Here is a 13,791-nt window from a genome sequence, read left to right on the forward strand (position 1 = left end):
CGTGTGCGTTCCGCAATCCGTTTGCGGCTTGGTCCGCGACAAATCCCGCTTTCGACCGATCGTTCCGGACCGCTTTACTCCCGGCCGGCGCGGATGGCCGCGCCCCCGGCGAAGGGCGCGATGGCCAGCGCGGCCAGGCTTGTCGCGGCGAGCAGGAGCAGGCCACCCTCCCCACCCGGCTGGAGCGAGCCCGCGCCGAAGATCAGCAGCGGCACCGCCAACGGGATCGCCAGCAGCCCCCCCAGCGCCGCGCCCGCGCGCAGGCCAGCGGTAAGCGCCGCGATGGTCACGCCGATCGCGGCCAGCCCCGGCGTGCCCAGCAGCAGCCCCAGTTCGACCACGCGCAACTGCCCGGCATCGAGCGAAAGCAGGCCGGCGGAAAGCGGCGCGGCCAGCAGCAGCGGCACCCCGAAGCTGATCCAGTGCGCGATGATCCGCACCAGCAGCAGCGCCTCTTCGGCAATGCCGCGCAAGGCCCATTGATCGAAGAAACCCGCCTCAAGGTCCGGCTCCACCAGCCGGTCGAGCGGGAGGATCGCGGCGAGCAACGCCGCCACCCAGATCACGCCCGCGCCGGTGCGGCCGAGCAGCCGCGCGTCCGGCCCCACCGCGAAGGGAAACAGCATGGCGACCGCGAGGAAGAACAGCAGCGGCAGCACCGCCCCGCCCCGCCCCTGCGCGCCGCGCAGCAGCAGCGCCAGATCACGCGTGAAGATCGGCCAGAGACGCGCGATCATGCGACGTAATCCCGCAGCGCCAGCTGTCGCACCCCGGCGAGCGCGAGCGGCTGGTGCGAGGCGATCACCACCGCGCCGCCGCCCGCAAGATGCGCGGCGATGCGCTCCTGCGCCACGGCGGCCCATTGCGTGTCCAGCCCGTTGAGCGGTTCGTCGAGCAGCCAGATCGCGGCCTGGCTGGCGGCGACGCGGGCGAGCGCGGCGCGCTTGCGCTGGCCGGTGGACAAGTAGCGCACGGGCACGTCGAGCAGGTCTTCGAGGCCGAAATCCGCGCCCTCGTCCCCGCTGCCGTCGATCCGTCGCCAGAACGCCAGCGCCGCGTCCAGCGGCTGGTGCCCGTCGAGCGCGAGCCGTTCATCGGACAGCGCCAGCGCGCCCTCGCGCTCGACGGTACCGGCAAAAGGGCGCAGCAGGCCGGCGAGGATGCGGATCAGGCTGGATTTGCCAATGCCGTTCGGCCCGGCAAGGTGCAGCGCCTCGCCGCCCTGCACCGAAAATGACAGCCCCTTGAACAGCACGCGGTCGCCGCGCCGGCAGGCGATGTCACGGGCGGCGAGATGGCAGGCTTGCATGGACCGGCTCGATAGGGGAAAGCGCGGCAACTGCCAAGGAGAGCCAGATGTCGATTGCCCGCCTGACCGACGCCGAACGCGACGAAGCCCTGGCCCGCCTGCCCGGCTGGGCGCTGCGCGAAGACGGACTCGCCATCGTCAAGACGTTCCGCTTCGCCGATTTCGCCCAAGCCTTCGGCTTCATGGCGCGCGTGGCGATCCATGCCGAAAAGGCGGATCACCACCCCGAATGGTTCAACGTGTACAACCGCGTGGAAATCACGCTGACCACGCACGACGCCGGCGGCCTGAGCACGCGCGACGTGGCGCTGGCGACGATGATCGAGACGTTCGTCTAAGCGGGACGAAGGTCGAAAACGACGAAAGTGTTCCCACCCCCAACCCCTCCCGCAAGCGGGAGGGGAGCGAGACTTGCGCCGCTGCAGGCGGCGTTAGTCGCAGCGGGGTGGGCGAGCCCGCGTATCCTTCCGCGCGACGTGTTCACCCCCCCAGCGGACGCAGGCTCGCCCGGCCCTGCTTGCGCACGCGGCCGGGCAGCCAGCGCGCGCCGAAGGCCAGCTTGCGCGCGGTAGCGCCGACCAGCGTATGCAGCGTCTGGCCGTGGATGGCCGCCCATGCCGCGTCCGCCACGTGCGAAACCGGCGTGATTTCCAGCCCGGCTTCCTTGACACGGCCGCGAATATCCTCGTTCGAGGCCCGGTTCGGTGCGTGATCGAGCAATGGCGTATCGATGAAGCCGGGCATCAGATCGCGGACCTCGATGCCGTCGGGCGCCCATTCGGCATCAAGCGATTCGGTCAGCCCGCGCACCCCGAACTTGGTGGCGGTATAGACCGAGGCGCCGGGCGTGCCATAGATGCCGGCCGCGCTGGCGGTGTTGAGCAGGCAGCTTCCCGGCGCGCTCCGCTTGAGCCAGGGATAGGCGGCCTGCGCCCCGAAGATCATGCCCTTAAGGTTGATGTCGAGCGTGCGCTCGACCTCGTCCACGCCCAGGTCGGCGAGCTGCCCGCCGATGGGGATGCCGGCATTGTTGAACACCACGTCGATACCGCCCCCGGCGGCGCGCGCGAAATCGGCCAGCACCGCATCCCACGCAGCGCGATCGCGCACGTCGAGCTTGTGGATCGAACTGGCACCCGCCGGCAGGAGCGCGGCGGTTTCCGCCATGCCCGCCTCGTTGATATCGGCGATACCCACGAACCAGCCTTCGCGCCCGAACCGCTGCGCCACGGCGCGGCCGATGCCCGATGCGCCGCCGGTGATGAAGATTGCCTTGCGTGCCATGAATGCCCAAGCCCCTCCGTAATTGGCCGTTCAAATTGCGTTGTTATGCGCAACTCATCCTACAGCGGCGGCGAACTTACAAGATGCGAGCGGTCAGAGCGCGGGGTTGTTGTAGCAGTGCCATGTGAAGATCGCCGCCGCGCCGCGATGGGGGCGCCAGTCCTCGGCCAGGGCGCGGGTGCTTTTTTCGTCGGGCCGCTCCTCCAGCCCCAGCAGCTTGCCGAGGCCAACCTGCACCGCCAGATCACCCGCCGGCCAGATGTCGGGCCGCCCTTCCGCGAACAGCAGGTAGATTTCGGCGGACCAGCGGCCGATGCCCTTGATCCGCACGAGTTCGGCGATCGCCTCCTCGTCATCCGCCGGCAGGTTTTCGAGATCGAGCGCGCCAGACACAACCAGTTCGCACAGCGACCGGGCGTAGCCCTGCTTCTGGCGTGACAGGCCGCAGGCGCGCAGCGCGTCGAAATCGGCGGCGAGCAGATCGTGCGGCGGCATGTCGTCGCCCAGCAGCGCCTCCAGCTTGGCCCAGACCGACGCCGCCGCCGAAACGCTGACCTGCTGGCCGACGATGGTGCGCAGCAAGGTGCGGTAGCCGGTGGCGCGGATGCGCGGTTCCGGATAGCCGACCCGGCCAAGCGCGGTCGCAATCCGGGGCGAACGCGCGGCGATGTGATCGAGCCCGGTGGCAATGGCATCGGCAGTCAAACCCACGGGCGTTCCATCCTTTCGCGCAGACCGGCTTGCCAAAGCCGGGGGCACTCATTAGCAGCCGCTTCCAAACGGGAACAGGGGGGCGGATTCCGTCCCTGAACGGAGACGCAAGCGATGCCCAAGATTGTCGTTGTCAATCGTGCTGGTGAAGAAAAGACCGTGGACGCCGACGCCGGCCTTTCGGTGATGGAAGCGATCCGCGACAACGGTTTCGACGAACTGCTGGCGCTGTGCGGCGGCTGCTGCTCGTGCGCGACCTGCCACGTCTATGTCGACCCTGCCTTCGCCGGCAAGATCGCGCCGATGAGCGAAGACGAGAACGACCTGCTCGACAGCTCGGACCACCGCAACGACCAGTCGCGCCTGTCCTGCCAGATCCAGATCACCGGCGAACTGGAAGGCCTGAAGATCACCATCGCGCCGGAAGACTGAGTACCAACCGTCATCCCGAGGTCCGTCATCCCGGCGCAGGCCGGGATCTCGGGCCGTTGATGGAAACCCCTGATAGGTTCGGCCCGGCCGTCTGAGATCCCAGCTTTCGCTGGGATGACGGGGGATTGGAATGACGGGCAGGCGGATGCCCCTACAGGCGCAGGCCCGCCGTCTCTTCGAGGCCGGCGATCAGGTTGAGGCTTTGCACCGCCGCGCCGCTGGCGCCCTTGCCGAGATTGTCGAGTCGCGCCACCAGCCGCGCCTGTGCGCCGTCGGCGCTGGCGATGACGTGCAGTTCCAGCCCGTCCCACGGCTCCATCGATCCGCGCAACAGCAGTTCGCCGTCCGCCGGCGACTCCTGCGCCACCGTGATGATGGGCGAGCCGGCGTAAAACTGCGTGAGCGCAGCGCGCAGCAGATCGGGCGCGGGGTTGCCGGGAATGATCGACAGCGGCAGTGGCACTTCCACGATCATGCCGCGATGCGCCGGCACCACCGCCGGGCTGAACAGCGGCGCGATGGCGAGGTGCGCGTATTGCTGCATTTCCGGCACATGCTTGTGCCCGAAGGCCAGGCCATAGCCACGCCAGGCGATGTCGCGGTCCTGTTCGAAGCGGGCGATCAGCGCCTTGCCGCCGCCCGAATAGCCGGACACGGCGTTGCAGCTATAAGGCCACGCCGTAGGCAGCAGGCCCGCGCGCACCAGCGGCGCGACCAGCGCGATGAAGCCGGTGGGGTAGCAGCCCGGATTGGAAATGCGCTTGGCATTGGCGACCGCTTCGCGCCCGACGATCTCGGGCAGGCCATAGGTCCACCCTTCCGCCACGCGGTGCGCGGTGGAGGCATCGATCACGCGGGTGCGGTCGTTGGCGATCATCGCCACGGCCGCCTTCGCCGCATCATCGGGCAAGCACAGGATCACGACATCGGCAGCGTTGATCGCCTCGGCCCGCGCGGCATCGTCCTTGCGACGCGCCTCGTCCAGCGCGATCAGGGTAAATTCGGGCCGGTCGGCCAGCCGATCGGCGATCTCGAGGCCGGTCGTGCCCGCCGCGCCATCGATGAAGACGGAGGTGGTCACGCGCCCGGCTCCGCCAGCGCGGCCAGCGGCACGTAGCCGACCAGCCCGTCCACGCCGACCTGCCCCCAGGCCCAGTTGCCCGCCATGTCGAGCACGTTGAATGCGGTGCCCGCATCCAGCGGCGCCATCACATCGGCATCGTCACGCCCGGCGCGGCGCAGCTCGGTTCCGCCCGCCGCGATCACGCGCGGCAGCGGCACCGAATAGTGCGGCACGAAGACTTTACCCGCCAGACGGATGTGCGCCAGATCGCCTCGCACCGGGATATGGTCCGCTTCCAGGCGCGGCACCGGGCCTGACAGCGCGAGCTGTTCGGCGGGTACGGCATCGCCCGAAAGGGCGGACTGGTCGATCAAGGCGGACTCGATGGTCAATTCGGCATGTCCCCGGAAGCGGAAAAGCGCGCGCTTATACGGCCCGGCCCCCTCATTCAAGGGCTGGCCCTTCCGCTCCGGTCCGTCGGACGCGCTACGCCGGCTGGCCATAGCGGTCGAGCAGCAGCCCCCAGGCCGCACGCAGGCCCAGCGCCTCGCCCCCCTTGGGCCGCCCCGGCTTGGCCGCCGGACGCCACGCGAAAGTATCGAAATGCACCCAGTCGATCCCCTCGCCCACGAAGCGATCGAGGAACAGCGCGGCGACGCTCGATCCGGCGAAACCATTGGCGTGGCTGTTCATGATGTCGGCCACATCGGACTTCAGGTATTCGCGATAGCCATCATGCAGCGGCAGGCGCCAGCACGGATCGTCGCGCTCCAGCCCGGCGCGCAGCAGGGCCTCGGCCGTGCCGTCCTGCCGCGCGAACATCGCGGGCAAGTCCGGCCCCAGCGCGACGCGGGCCGCGCCGGTCAGCGTGGCGAAATCGATCACGAGTTCAGGCTTGTCCTCGCTGGCGCGCGCGAGCGCATCGCCCAGCACCAGCCGCCCTTCCGCATCGGTGTTGGTGATCTCCACGCTCATCCCCTGCCGCGTGCGCAGAATGTCGCCGGGCCGGAAGGCGTTGCCGGAAATCGCGTTTTCCACCGCCGGAACAAGCAGATGCAGGTTTATCCTGAGACCGGTCTGCATGATCAGGCCGGCCAGCGCCAGCGCGTGCGCGGCGCCGCCCATGTCCTTTTTCATCAGCGCCATGCCCGAGGACGGCTTGATGTCCAGCCCGCCCGAATCGAAACACACGCCCTTGCCCACCACGGCAATGCGCGGGTGCTTCGGATCGCCCCAGACCAGCTCGATCAGGCGCGGGGCATGGCTGCGCGCGGCGGCGCGGCCGACGGCATGGACCATCGGGTAATCGCGCTCCAGCACGTCGCCCGCGAAGACGTGGATCTGCGCGTGGTGCGCCTTGGCCAGCGCGCGCGCCTCGGCTTCGAGCTGCGCCGGCCCCATGTCTTCGGCCGGCGTGTTGACGAGATCGCGCACCATGGTGACCGCCGCCGCCTCGGCCAGCGCCGGATCGATCGCCTTGGCATCCTTGGTCAGCAGCACGCGCGGTTCGCCGCCACTGGCATCCTTGCGGTAGCGGTCGAAACGGTACTGGCCGGTGACCCAGCCGTGCAGCGCCTTGCCAGCCTCTCCGTTCGCCAGCCGGTACGTGCCGCCGGGCAGGGTTTCGGCGAGCTTCGCCAGGCACCAGCTGGTGAGCCCCGCGCCATCGGCAACGCCGCCGGCCGCGAACCAGCCATCGCCATCGGGCAGGATCGCGACTTCGCCGGCCGTGCCTTCGAACTTCTGCGCGGCCAGGATCGCGCGCTGGCCGGGGGAGCGCGCCTTCTGCCATGCGGCGAAGGACGCCTTGTCGACCAGGTGGAGCGCGGTGGCGGCCTGTCCCCGGTCAGGTTGGATCAATGTGGGCTGGTTCAAGGGCGTGCGGTCGTTCATGTTGCGGCGGACCTTGCCGCAGCCGTGCGGCAAGCGCGAGAGGAAATTGCGATGAAGCACCCGGTTGCCGTTTCGATCACGACCCTGTCCATCGCCCCCGTCCTGTTCGGCGCGATGCTGGCGACGGGCGCGTGCAGCAAACCGGCACCAGCCACGCAGCCGGGCGCGGCGGCGTCCTCGTCGCACGCGCTGACCGCCCCCCCGGCGCCGCCCGCCCAGCCCCAGCCCGTACCGGGCGTGGCGCGCAAGGTTTCCGAAAACAACGATCTCTACGAGTTCGACTATGCCTATCCGGCGGCGGCCGGCGCGATCCCGGCGCTGCGCGACCAGCTCGACAAGGACCTGATCGAGAAGAAGCAGGGCCTGGTCAAAGAAGCCAGCGACGACCGCAAGGAAGCCAAGGCGAACGACTATCCCTTCCACGCCCATTCGCTTTCGCTCGACTGGAAGGTCGTGACCGACCTGCCCGGCTGGCTGAGCCTGTCGACGATCGTGGGCAGCTATTCGGGCGGCGCACACCCGAACTACGTCTATGACACGGTTTTGTGGGACAAGGCCGCCGGTCAGCGCCGTGGCGTGGCAGACCTGTTCACCTCGAAAGCCGCGCTGTCGCAGGCGATCCGCCAGCCGTTCTGCGCCGAACTCAACCGCCAGCGCGCAAAGAAGCGCGGCGAAGCCGTGCCCGCGAACAGCGATTCCGAATTCGACGCCTGCATCGATCCGGTGGGCGAGACGGTGATCCTGGGGTCGGCCGGCAAGCAGGGCTTCGACCGCATCGGCGTGCTGGTGGCGCCATACGATGCCGGCCCCTATGCCGAAGGCTCGTATGAAGTGACCGTCCCGGTGACGAGCGCGGTGCTTGCCGCGGTGAAGCCGGAATACCGGGCCGCATTCAGGACGCGATGATCTCGCATTTTCGCGGGACACGCGCTATATAGCCCGCATGACCCAGTATGTGATCGCAGACGATACCGAAGTCCTCCCGCGCGACGGGACCATCAAGCTTCATGGCCCGGCCGGGTTCGAGGGCATGCGCAAGGCCGGCCGCCTTGCCGCCGAAATCCTCGACGCGCTGGCCCCGCTGGTGCAGCCGGGCGTGACCACGGCTGCGCTGGACGACGTGGTGCGGCAGATGACGCTGGACGCCGGCGCCGTGCCCGCCACGATGGGCTATCGCGGCTATGCGCATTCGTGCTGCATCTCGATCAACCATGTCGTGTGCCACGGCATCCCTTCGGACAAGACGCTGAAGGACGGCGATATCGTCAATATCGACGTGACCCCGCTGCTGGACGGCTGGCATGGCGATTCCAGCCGCATGTACCTGGTCGGCGACGTGCCGCTGAAGGCGCGGCGGCTGGTGGACGTGACTTACGAATGCCTGATGATCGGCATCGAACACGCCAGGCCCGGCGCGCGGCTGGGCGATATCGGCGCGGCGATCCAGGCCCATGCCGAACGGCAGCGCTATGGCGTGGTGCGCGACTTCTGCGGGCACGGGCTGGGCCGCCAGTTCCACGACGCGCCGGAAGTGGTCCATGTCGGCCGCCCCGGCACCGGCCCCGAACTGCGCCCGGGCATGTTCTTCACGATCGAGCCGATGATCAACCTGGGCAAGCCCGCCGTGAAGATTCTCGACGACGGCTGGACGGCGGTGACGCGCGACCGTTCGCTTTCGGCGCAGTTCGAACATTCCATCGGCATCACCGAGGATGGCTGCGAGATTTTCACGGCCAGCCCGAAGGGACTTCACCGACCGCCCTATTCGGCCTGAAGGTCGCTTCGGGCGGTCTGCCTGCCTGCTTTTTGAGCAGGGCTGCGCAAATTTTATGCATCTTTCGATCAACCGCGCGCAACTTGCAAAATGTTGCCCGCGGGCTGCCGATTCAATTCTTTCGCCACCCCCCGATTTTCCCGCTTTCCCGCCCTGCGGCGATGGCCTAGTGCAATCAAACAGCGCGTGGCACGATTCTTGTTAGTACCGTGTCACAGGGACAACCGCCGGACTCTGGCGCGAACAAGGTCGCAGATCGTGTCGCTTGGAGTTTGGCCCGTGTTGCAGGGGTCTGAACGACGTGAAAAAGGTCGAGGCGATCATCAAGCCCTTCAAGCTCGATGAAGTGAAGGAAGCGCTCCACGAAATCGGCGTTTCGGGTATTACAGTCACGGAAGCCAAGGGTTTCGGGCGCCAGAAGGGCCATACCGAACTTTATCGCGGCGCAGAATACGTCGTGGACTTTCTGCCGAAAGTGAAGCTCGAAGTCGTGGTGGCAGACGCCCTGGTCGACCGGGTGGTGGAGGCGATCGCCGCCGCCGCACAGACCGGCCGCATCGGCGATGGCAAGATTTTCGTGATCCCCGTGGAAGGCGTGCTGCGCATCCGCACCGGCGAACGCGATGACGCCGCCCTCTGACAGGGCGGTTTTCTGACAGGCTTGTCCGCCTGCCCGGCGCCACGGAGCCGGGCGGGCGGGCTCCCTCTTGGGAGGCTGGCTCAGGGACCGTCAGCCTTCAAGAGACTATCACCCCGCATGCCCCGATGAGGGGGGCAAGAAGAAGGACCAGCGATGGCAAGTGCAAAGGACATCCTCGCCCGTATCAAGGACGAGGAAATCGAGTGGGTCGATCTCCGCTTCACCGATCCCAAGGGCAAGTGGCAGCACCTGACCATGGTTGCTTCCATCCTGGGTGAAGACGAACTCGAAGACGGCCTGATGTTCGACGGTTCGTCGATCGAAGGCTGGAAGGCCATCAACGAATCCGACATGATCCTCAAGCCGGATCTCGACGCGGTCTACATCGATCCGTTCAGCGCGACGCCGATGATGATCCTGGTCTGCGACATCGTCGAACCCTCGACCGGCGAACTCTATGCCCGCGACCCGCGTTCGACCGCGAAGCGCGCCGAAGCCTTCGTCAAGTCCTCGGGCATCGGCGATACCGTCTATGTCGGTCCGGAAGCCGAGTTCTTCGTGTTCGACGACGTGAAGTTCTACGACGGCTACAACGGCAACGGCTTCTCGATCGACGACATCGAACTGCCGACCAATTCGAACAAGGATTACGAAGGCGGCAACCTGGCGCACCGTCCGCGCGCCAAGGGCGGCTACTTCCCGGTCGCCCCGGTCGACAGCCTGGTCGATGTGCGTGGCGAAATGGTCTCGACCATGATCGAGATGGGCCTGCCCTGCGACAAGCATCACCACGAAGTGGCCTCGGCGCAGCACGAACTGGGCCTGACCTTCGGCACGCTCGTGACCACCGCCGATCGCATGCAGGTCTACAAGTACGTGGTGCAGCAGGTCGCGCATGCCTATGGCAAGACCGCCACGTTCATGCCGAAGCCGATCAAGACCGACAACGGTTCGGGCATGCACACCCACATCTCGATCTGGGACGCGGGCAAGCCCCTGTTCGCCGGCAACGGCTATGCCGGCCTGTCGGACATGTGCCTGTACTTCATCGGCGGCGTGATCAAGCACGCCAAGGCGCTGAACGCCTTCACCAACCCGACCACCAACAGCTACAAGCGCCTGGTGCCGGGCTATGAAGCCCCCGTGCTGCTCGCCTATTCGGCGCGCAACCGTTCGGCTTCGTGCCGCATCCCCTATGGCGCCGGCGACAAGGCCAAGCGCGTGGAATTCCGCTTCCCCGACGCGATGGCCAACCCCTACCTGTGCTACGCCGCGCTGCTCATGGCCGGTCTCGACGGGATCAAGAACAAGATCCACCCGGGCGAAGCGATGGACAAGAACCTTTACGATCTGCCGCCGGAAGAACTCGCCGCCGTGCCGACCGTCTGCGGTTCGCTGCGCGAAGCGCTGGACGCGCTGAGCGCCGACCACGACTTCCTGATCCAGGGTGGCGTGTTCACCAAGGACCAGATCGAAGCCTACATCGAACTGAAGTGGCCGGAAGTGATGCGCTGGGAAACCACGCCGTCGGCCGTCGAGTTCGACATGTACTACAGCGCCTGATCCACGCCGCCCGCAAGGGACACGATCACCAGGGGGCGTCCGGACTTCGGTCCGGGCGCCCTTTGCTTTGGCGATTGTATCGCTTGCAAAGACGGAGCGCGGAAAGCCCACTCCGCTGCGCCTAACGCCGCCTGCGGCGGCGCAAGTCTCGTTCCCCTCCCGCTGGCGGGAGGGGTTTGGGGTGGGAAACTCCACGAGGCAGACTGGAAGGGTGCACGCCGCCCACCCCGTGTCACTGGCCTGCGCCGGCCATAACGCCTATCGGTGGGCGATGGCCCGCCAGTATGATTTCCGCCCTGCCCGCGCCCTGCGCATCCACTGCCCCGTGGCGGAGCCGGTCCTGGCGCGCCTGCTCGCGGGCGATCACCAAGCGCTGGAGGACGACCCGGCGCTGGCGGCCATGCTCGCGATCGTGCGGGGCGATAATCCACTGGGCGATTTCGGTCTCTATCGCGGCGTCATGGAGCTCGCGCCCGGCTGGGAGCTGTTCACGCCGACGGCCACTGCCCGCCCCACGGCCGGCGCCGCCGATGAAAACGCGGTGTCATCCACCGTGATCCTGACCGTCCACCTGCCGCACGATGCGCCGCAGGACCGGATCGATGCCGCGATCGGCGCGATCCTGCGCGCCCATCCCTGGGAAGTGCCGGTGATCGAGCTGACCGAAACCCGGCTGGTAACGCGCGCGCCGGAAGCGGGCTGAAAGCGGGTGCTTACCCGACGAGCCGCCGCGTAGCGCTCTCCTGGGCGTCGCGGGTCAACAGCGCGAACGCCTCCTGCGGCGCGAGCGCGGCCCAGAACAGGTGCCCCTGCACCAGCTCGCAGCCGGCCGCCTGGACGAGCTGGCGCTGGACATCGGTTTCGACGCCTTCGGCCACGACCTTCATCCGCAAGGTATGGCCGAGCGAGACGATCGCGCAGAGGATCGAGTGGGCGTCGACATCGCCTTCGACATTCTGCACGAACGACCGGTCGATCTTGATCCGGTCGAACTGGAACGAACGCAGGTAGCTGAGGCTCGAATAGCCGATGCCGAAATCGTCGAGCGCGATGCGGAAGCCCATGCCGTTGAGTTCGCGCAGCACCGAGAAAACGTGCTCGCTGCGATCCAGCATCACGCCTTCGGTGACTTCCAGCACCACCCGGCGCGGGTCCATGCCGGTTTCGGCCAGGATGGTGCGCAGCGTGACGAGGAAATCGCTGGCCATGATCTGCAAGGGCGAGAGGTTGACCGAGATGTCGCACGGCCAGGCGTGGCATTCGTTGAACACCCGCCGCAGCACCCAGTTGCCCAGCGGGATCATCAGGCCCGCCTGTTCCGCCACGGGCACGAACAGGCCCGGCCGGATTTCCCCGCGATCGGGATGGTACCAACGCAGCAGCGCCTCGAAGCCGTGGATGCCGCCATCGGGCAGCCCGATGATAGGCTGAAACGCCACCGACAGTTCGTCGCGCGCGATGGCGCGGCGCAGTTCCATTTCCATTTCACGCCGCAGTTTCAGGCTGGCGTCCATATCGCGAGTGAAGCGGCGGTAGCGCGCGCGGCCGCGCTGCTTGGCGCGATAGAGCGCGATATCGGCGCGGCGCAGCAGTTCGCCCGGATCCTCGCTCTGCTCCGGCCCCCAGCTGATCCCGCACGAGCAGGTGACTTCCAGCGTGTTGCCGGAAATCAGGAAGGGTTCGCGCATCAGATCCATGATCTGCGTGCCCAGCTCGTCGGCCGTAGCGCGTCCGCCGGGCGATCGGCGCATCAGCACGAATTCGTCGCCGCCGAAGCGCGACAGGAAGTCGGTGGACGGCAAGGCCCGGCGCAGGCGCATGGCCACCTGCCGCACCAGTTCGTCGCCGACGTGATGCCCCAGCGTATCGTTGACGACCTTGAAGCTGTCGATGTCGAGATAGGCGACGAACACGTCGCCCAGGCGCTGATCGTTGATGCAGGCCGAAAGCTCCTGCCGCAGTCGCTGCATGTAATGCACGCGGTTGGGCAGGCCCGACATCGCGTCGTGCATCGCGTTGTGCTGGGCTTGCGCTTCGCTCGCCACCAGTTCGCGCGTGGTGCGCATGTGACGGCGCACGATCATCACGCCACCGAGCAGCACCCCCACGAAGAACAGGATAAAGGCCGAAAGCAGGGGCGCGGTCCGCCGGATGATCGCTTCGCCGGGGCGGCGCGCCGCCCAATCGAGCCAGCCGATGGTCTGGCCGCTGGGATCGGCGATCGGCGTGCCGTTGCGCGCCTGGTCCGCGGACGGCGGACCATCGCTCACCCGCATATCGTCGAGCAGCACCGCGCGGCTGAGTTCCTGCAGCAGGGTTTCGTCCATGGTCCGGACGAGCAGCACGTAGTTGGGAGCGCGCTGCAACAGGTCAACGTGCGAATCGGGTATGATCGCGGCGACGGTCATGATCGCCAGCCGCCCCTGGTAACGGGAAAATTCGTAAAGTCCGCGCTCCATCGGGTAGCCGCGCCGGTCGACCGGCCACTTGCCGTCTTCGAGCGTGATCCACTGCGCGATGTCTCCATCGTCCCGGCTTTCGCCGCGCGTGCGCGCGATCAGGCGGGCAACACGCGTTTGCAGGCCGGCGTAGCGGTCGGCGGGCGCATCCTCGCCCCGCTCCCACCCGCGCACCAGCGAACCATCGGCACGCACCAGAAAAACGTGATCGGCGCGCTGGCTGCCCCAGAAGAAGTACCCGAGGTAGGTCCGCGTCCAGACCGGATCGTCGCCGAGCACCGCATGGCGCATGGCGTCATCCCAGGTCTGCTGCAGCTTCTGCGCCGCGAGTATCCGTTTGGCCGAGCTGTCGAGATAGTGCGCGACTCGGACGCGTTCGTCGCTCTGCGCCAGTTCGTCGGCGATGCGAGTCGAGTTGCTGAACGAGGCCACCAAGGCGACCGACAACGCCACCAGCGCGAGGAAAGTGGCCACGACAATCCAACTGGAGCGCAACACGCCCGCCGTGCGCCGCAGCGCCGTTGCCCGTGACAGATACCCAATCGCCATGCATCGGGACGGTAGAGGCCCTATCCGAACAAATGGTTAGCGCGGCACTATCCATCGCCAACGATTTTGCACGTCCGGACGGTTGCAATCGGCTACTCAAACTTGCAAATCTGC

Annotated in this window: 15 protein-coding genes; 7 read left to right on the top strand and 8 right to left on the bottom strand. The window is 67.3% G+C overall.

All coding sequences use genetic code 11. The features are described 5' to 3' along the window. Positions 1-74: 74 nt before the first annotated feature. Positions 75-737, bottom strand: a complete 663-nt coding sequence (ccmB, locus tag NMD1_RS20745; protein ID WP_124809011.1) for a heme exporter protein CcmB — start codon at positions 735-737, stop codon at positions 75-77. After that, a complete protein-coding gene (gene ccmA, locus NMD1_RS20750) occupies positions 734-1,309 on the bottom strand; it encodes a heme ABC exporter ATP-binding protein CcmA (protein WP_125957138.1) in 576 nt (191 codons plus the stop codon). The genes ccmB and ccmA overlap by 4 nt, the downstream gene beginning before the upstream one ends. A 47-nt stretch (positions 1,310-1,356) precedes the next feature. Between ccmA and NMD1_RS20755 the strand changes: the two genes are divergently transcribed. Beyond that, the gene (locus NMD1_RS20755) at positions 1,357-1,647 is read left to right on the top strand and encodes a 4a-hydroxytetrahydrobiopterin dehydratase (protein WP_125957140.1); all 291 of its coding nucleotides are present in this window, start codon (positions 1,357-1,359) and stop codon (positions 1,645-1,647) included. Positions 1,648-1,789: 142 nt separating this feature from the next. Here the strand turns inward: NMD1_RS20755 and NMD1_RS20760 are convergent, their stop codons facing one another. Further along, on the bottom strand, positions 1,790-2,593 hold the full coding sequence (locus NMD1_RS20760) for an SDR family oxidoreductase (RefSeq protein WP_125957142.1): 804 nt from the start codon (positions 2,591-2,593) through the stop codon (positions 1,790-1,792). Positions 2,594-2,686: 93 nt separating this feature from the next. Further along, positions 2,687-3,304, bottom strand: coding sequence for a DNA-3-methyladenine glycosylase (locus tag NMD1_RS20765; protein ID WP_124809007.1), 618 nt, complete (start codon positions 3,302-3,304; stop codon positions 2,687-2,689). A 114-nt stretch (positions 3,305-3,418) separates the two neighbouring features. Here NMD1_RS20765 and NMD1_RS20770 point away from each other — a divergent pair, with 114 nt between their 5' ends. Next, a complete protein-coding gene (locus NMD1_RS20770; protein WP_124809006.1) occupies positions 3,419-3,736 on the top strand; it encodes a 2Fe-2S iron-sulfur cluster-binding protein in 318 nt (105 codons plus the stop codon). Positions 3,737-3,887: 151 nt separating this feature from the next. Here NMD1_RS20770 and argC read toward each other — a convergent pair whose 3' ends face one another. The 3 genes from argC to NMD1_RS20785 form a co-directional block, all read right to left on the bottom strand. Beyond that, complete coding sequence (argC, locus tag NMD1_RS20775; RefSeq protein WP_125957144.1) at positions 3,888-4,817, bottom strand: N-acetyl-gamma-glutamyl-phosphate reductase; 930 nt, start codon at positions 4,815-4,817, stop codon at positions 3,888-3,890. Beyond that, a complete protein-coding gene (locus NMD1_RS21300) occupies positions 4,814-5,191 on the bottom strand; it encodes an SH3 domain-containing protein (protein WP_307547488.1) in 378 nt (125 codons plus the stop codon). The genes argC and NMD1_RS21300 overlap by 4 nt, the downstream gene beginning before the upstream one ends. A 94-nt stretch (positions 5,192-5,285) precedes the next feature. After that, on the bottom strand, positions 5,286-6,692 hold the full coding sequence (locus tag NMD1_RS20785; protein ID WP_125957280.1) for a M17 family metallopeptidase: 1,407 nt from the start codon (positions 6,690-6,692) through the stop codon (positions 5,286-5,288). Between the two features lie 51 nt (positions 6,693-6,743). On the opposite strand from NMD1_RS20785, the gene NMD1_RS20790 reads away from it, so the two are divergent. The 5 genes from NMD1_RS20790 to NMD1_RS20810 all read left to right on the top strand — a co-directional run bounded on the left by NMD1_RS20790 (position 6,744) and on the right by NMD1_RS20810 (position 11,372). Next, complete coding sequence (locus NMD1_RS20790; RefSeq protein ID WP_233497902.1) at positions 6,744-7,598, top strand: DUF4163 domain-containing protein; 855 nt, start codon at positions 6,744-6,746, stop codon at positions 7,596-7,598. 37 nt (positions 7,599-7,635) lie between these two features. Then, entirely contained in the window at positions 7,636-8,466 is an 831-nt protein-coding gene (gene map, locus NMD1_RS20795) for a type I methionyl aminopeptidase (RefSeq protein WP_125957146.1), read from the top strand. 301 nt (positions 8,467-8,767) lie between these two features. After that, positions 8,768-9,106, top strand: a complete 339-nt coding sequence (locus tag NMD1_RS20800; RefSeq protein WP_124809003.1) for a P-II family nitrogen regulator — start codon at positions 8,768-8,770, stop codon at positions 9,104-9,106. 153 nt (positions 9,107-9,259) lie between these two features. Continuing rightward, positions 9,260-10,669 (top strand): type I glutamate--ammonia ligase, encoded by a 1,410-nt coding sequence (gene glnA, locus NMD1_RS20805; protein ID WP_124809002.1) that lies wholly within the window; start codon positions 9,260-9,262, stop codon positions 10,667-10,669. A 271-nt stretch (positions 10,670-10,940) separates the two neighbouring features. Then, positions 10,941-11,372, top strand: a complete 432-nt coding sequence (locus NMD1_RS20810; protein WP_125957284.1) for a hypothetical protein — start codon at positions 10,941-10,943, stop codon at positions 11,370-11,372. Positions 11,373-11,382: 10 nt separating this feature from the next. Here the strand turns inward: NMD1_RS20810 and NMD1_RS20815 are convergent, their stop codons facing one another. After that, positions 11,383-13,602: a bifunctional diguanylate cyclase/phosphodiesterase gene (locus NMD1_RS20815; RefSeq protein WP_233497904.1), complete on the bottom strand. Its 2,220-nt coding sequence runs from the start codon at positions 13,600-13,602 to the stop codon at positions 11,383-11,385. Positions 13,603-13,791: the final 189 nt, after the last annotated feature.

Source organism: Novosphingobium sp. MD-1 (assembly GCF_001014975.1).
Classification (GTDB): Bacteria; Pseudomonadota; Alphaproteobacteria; order Sphingomonadales; family Sphingomonadaceae; genus Novosphingobium.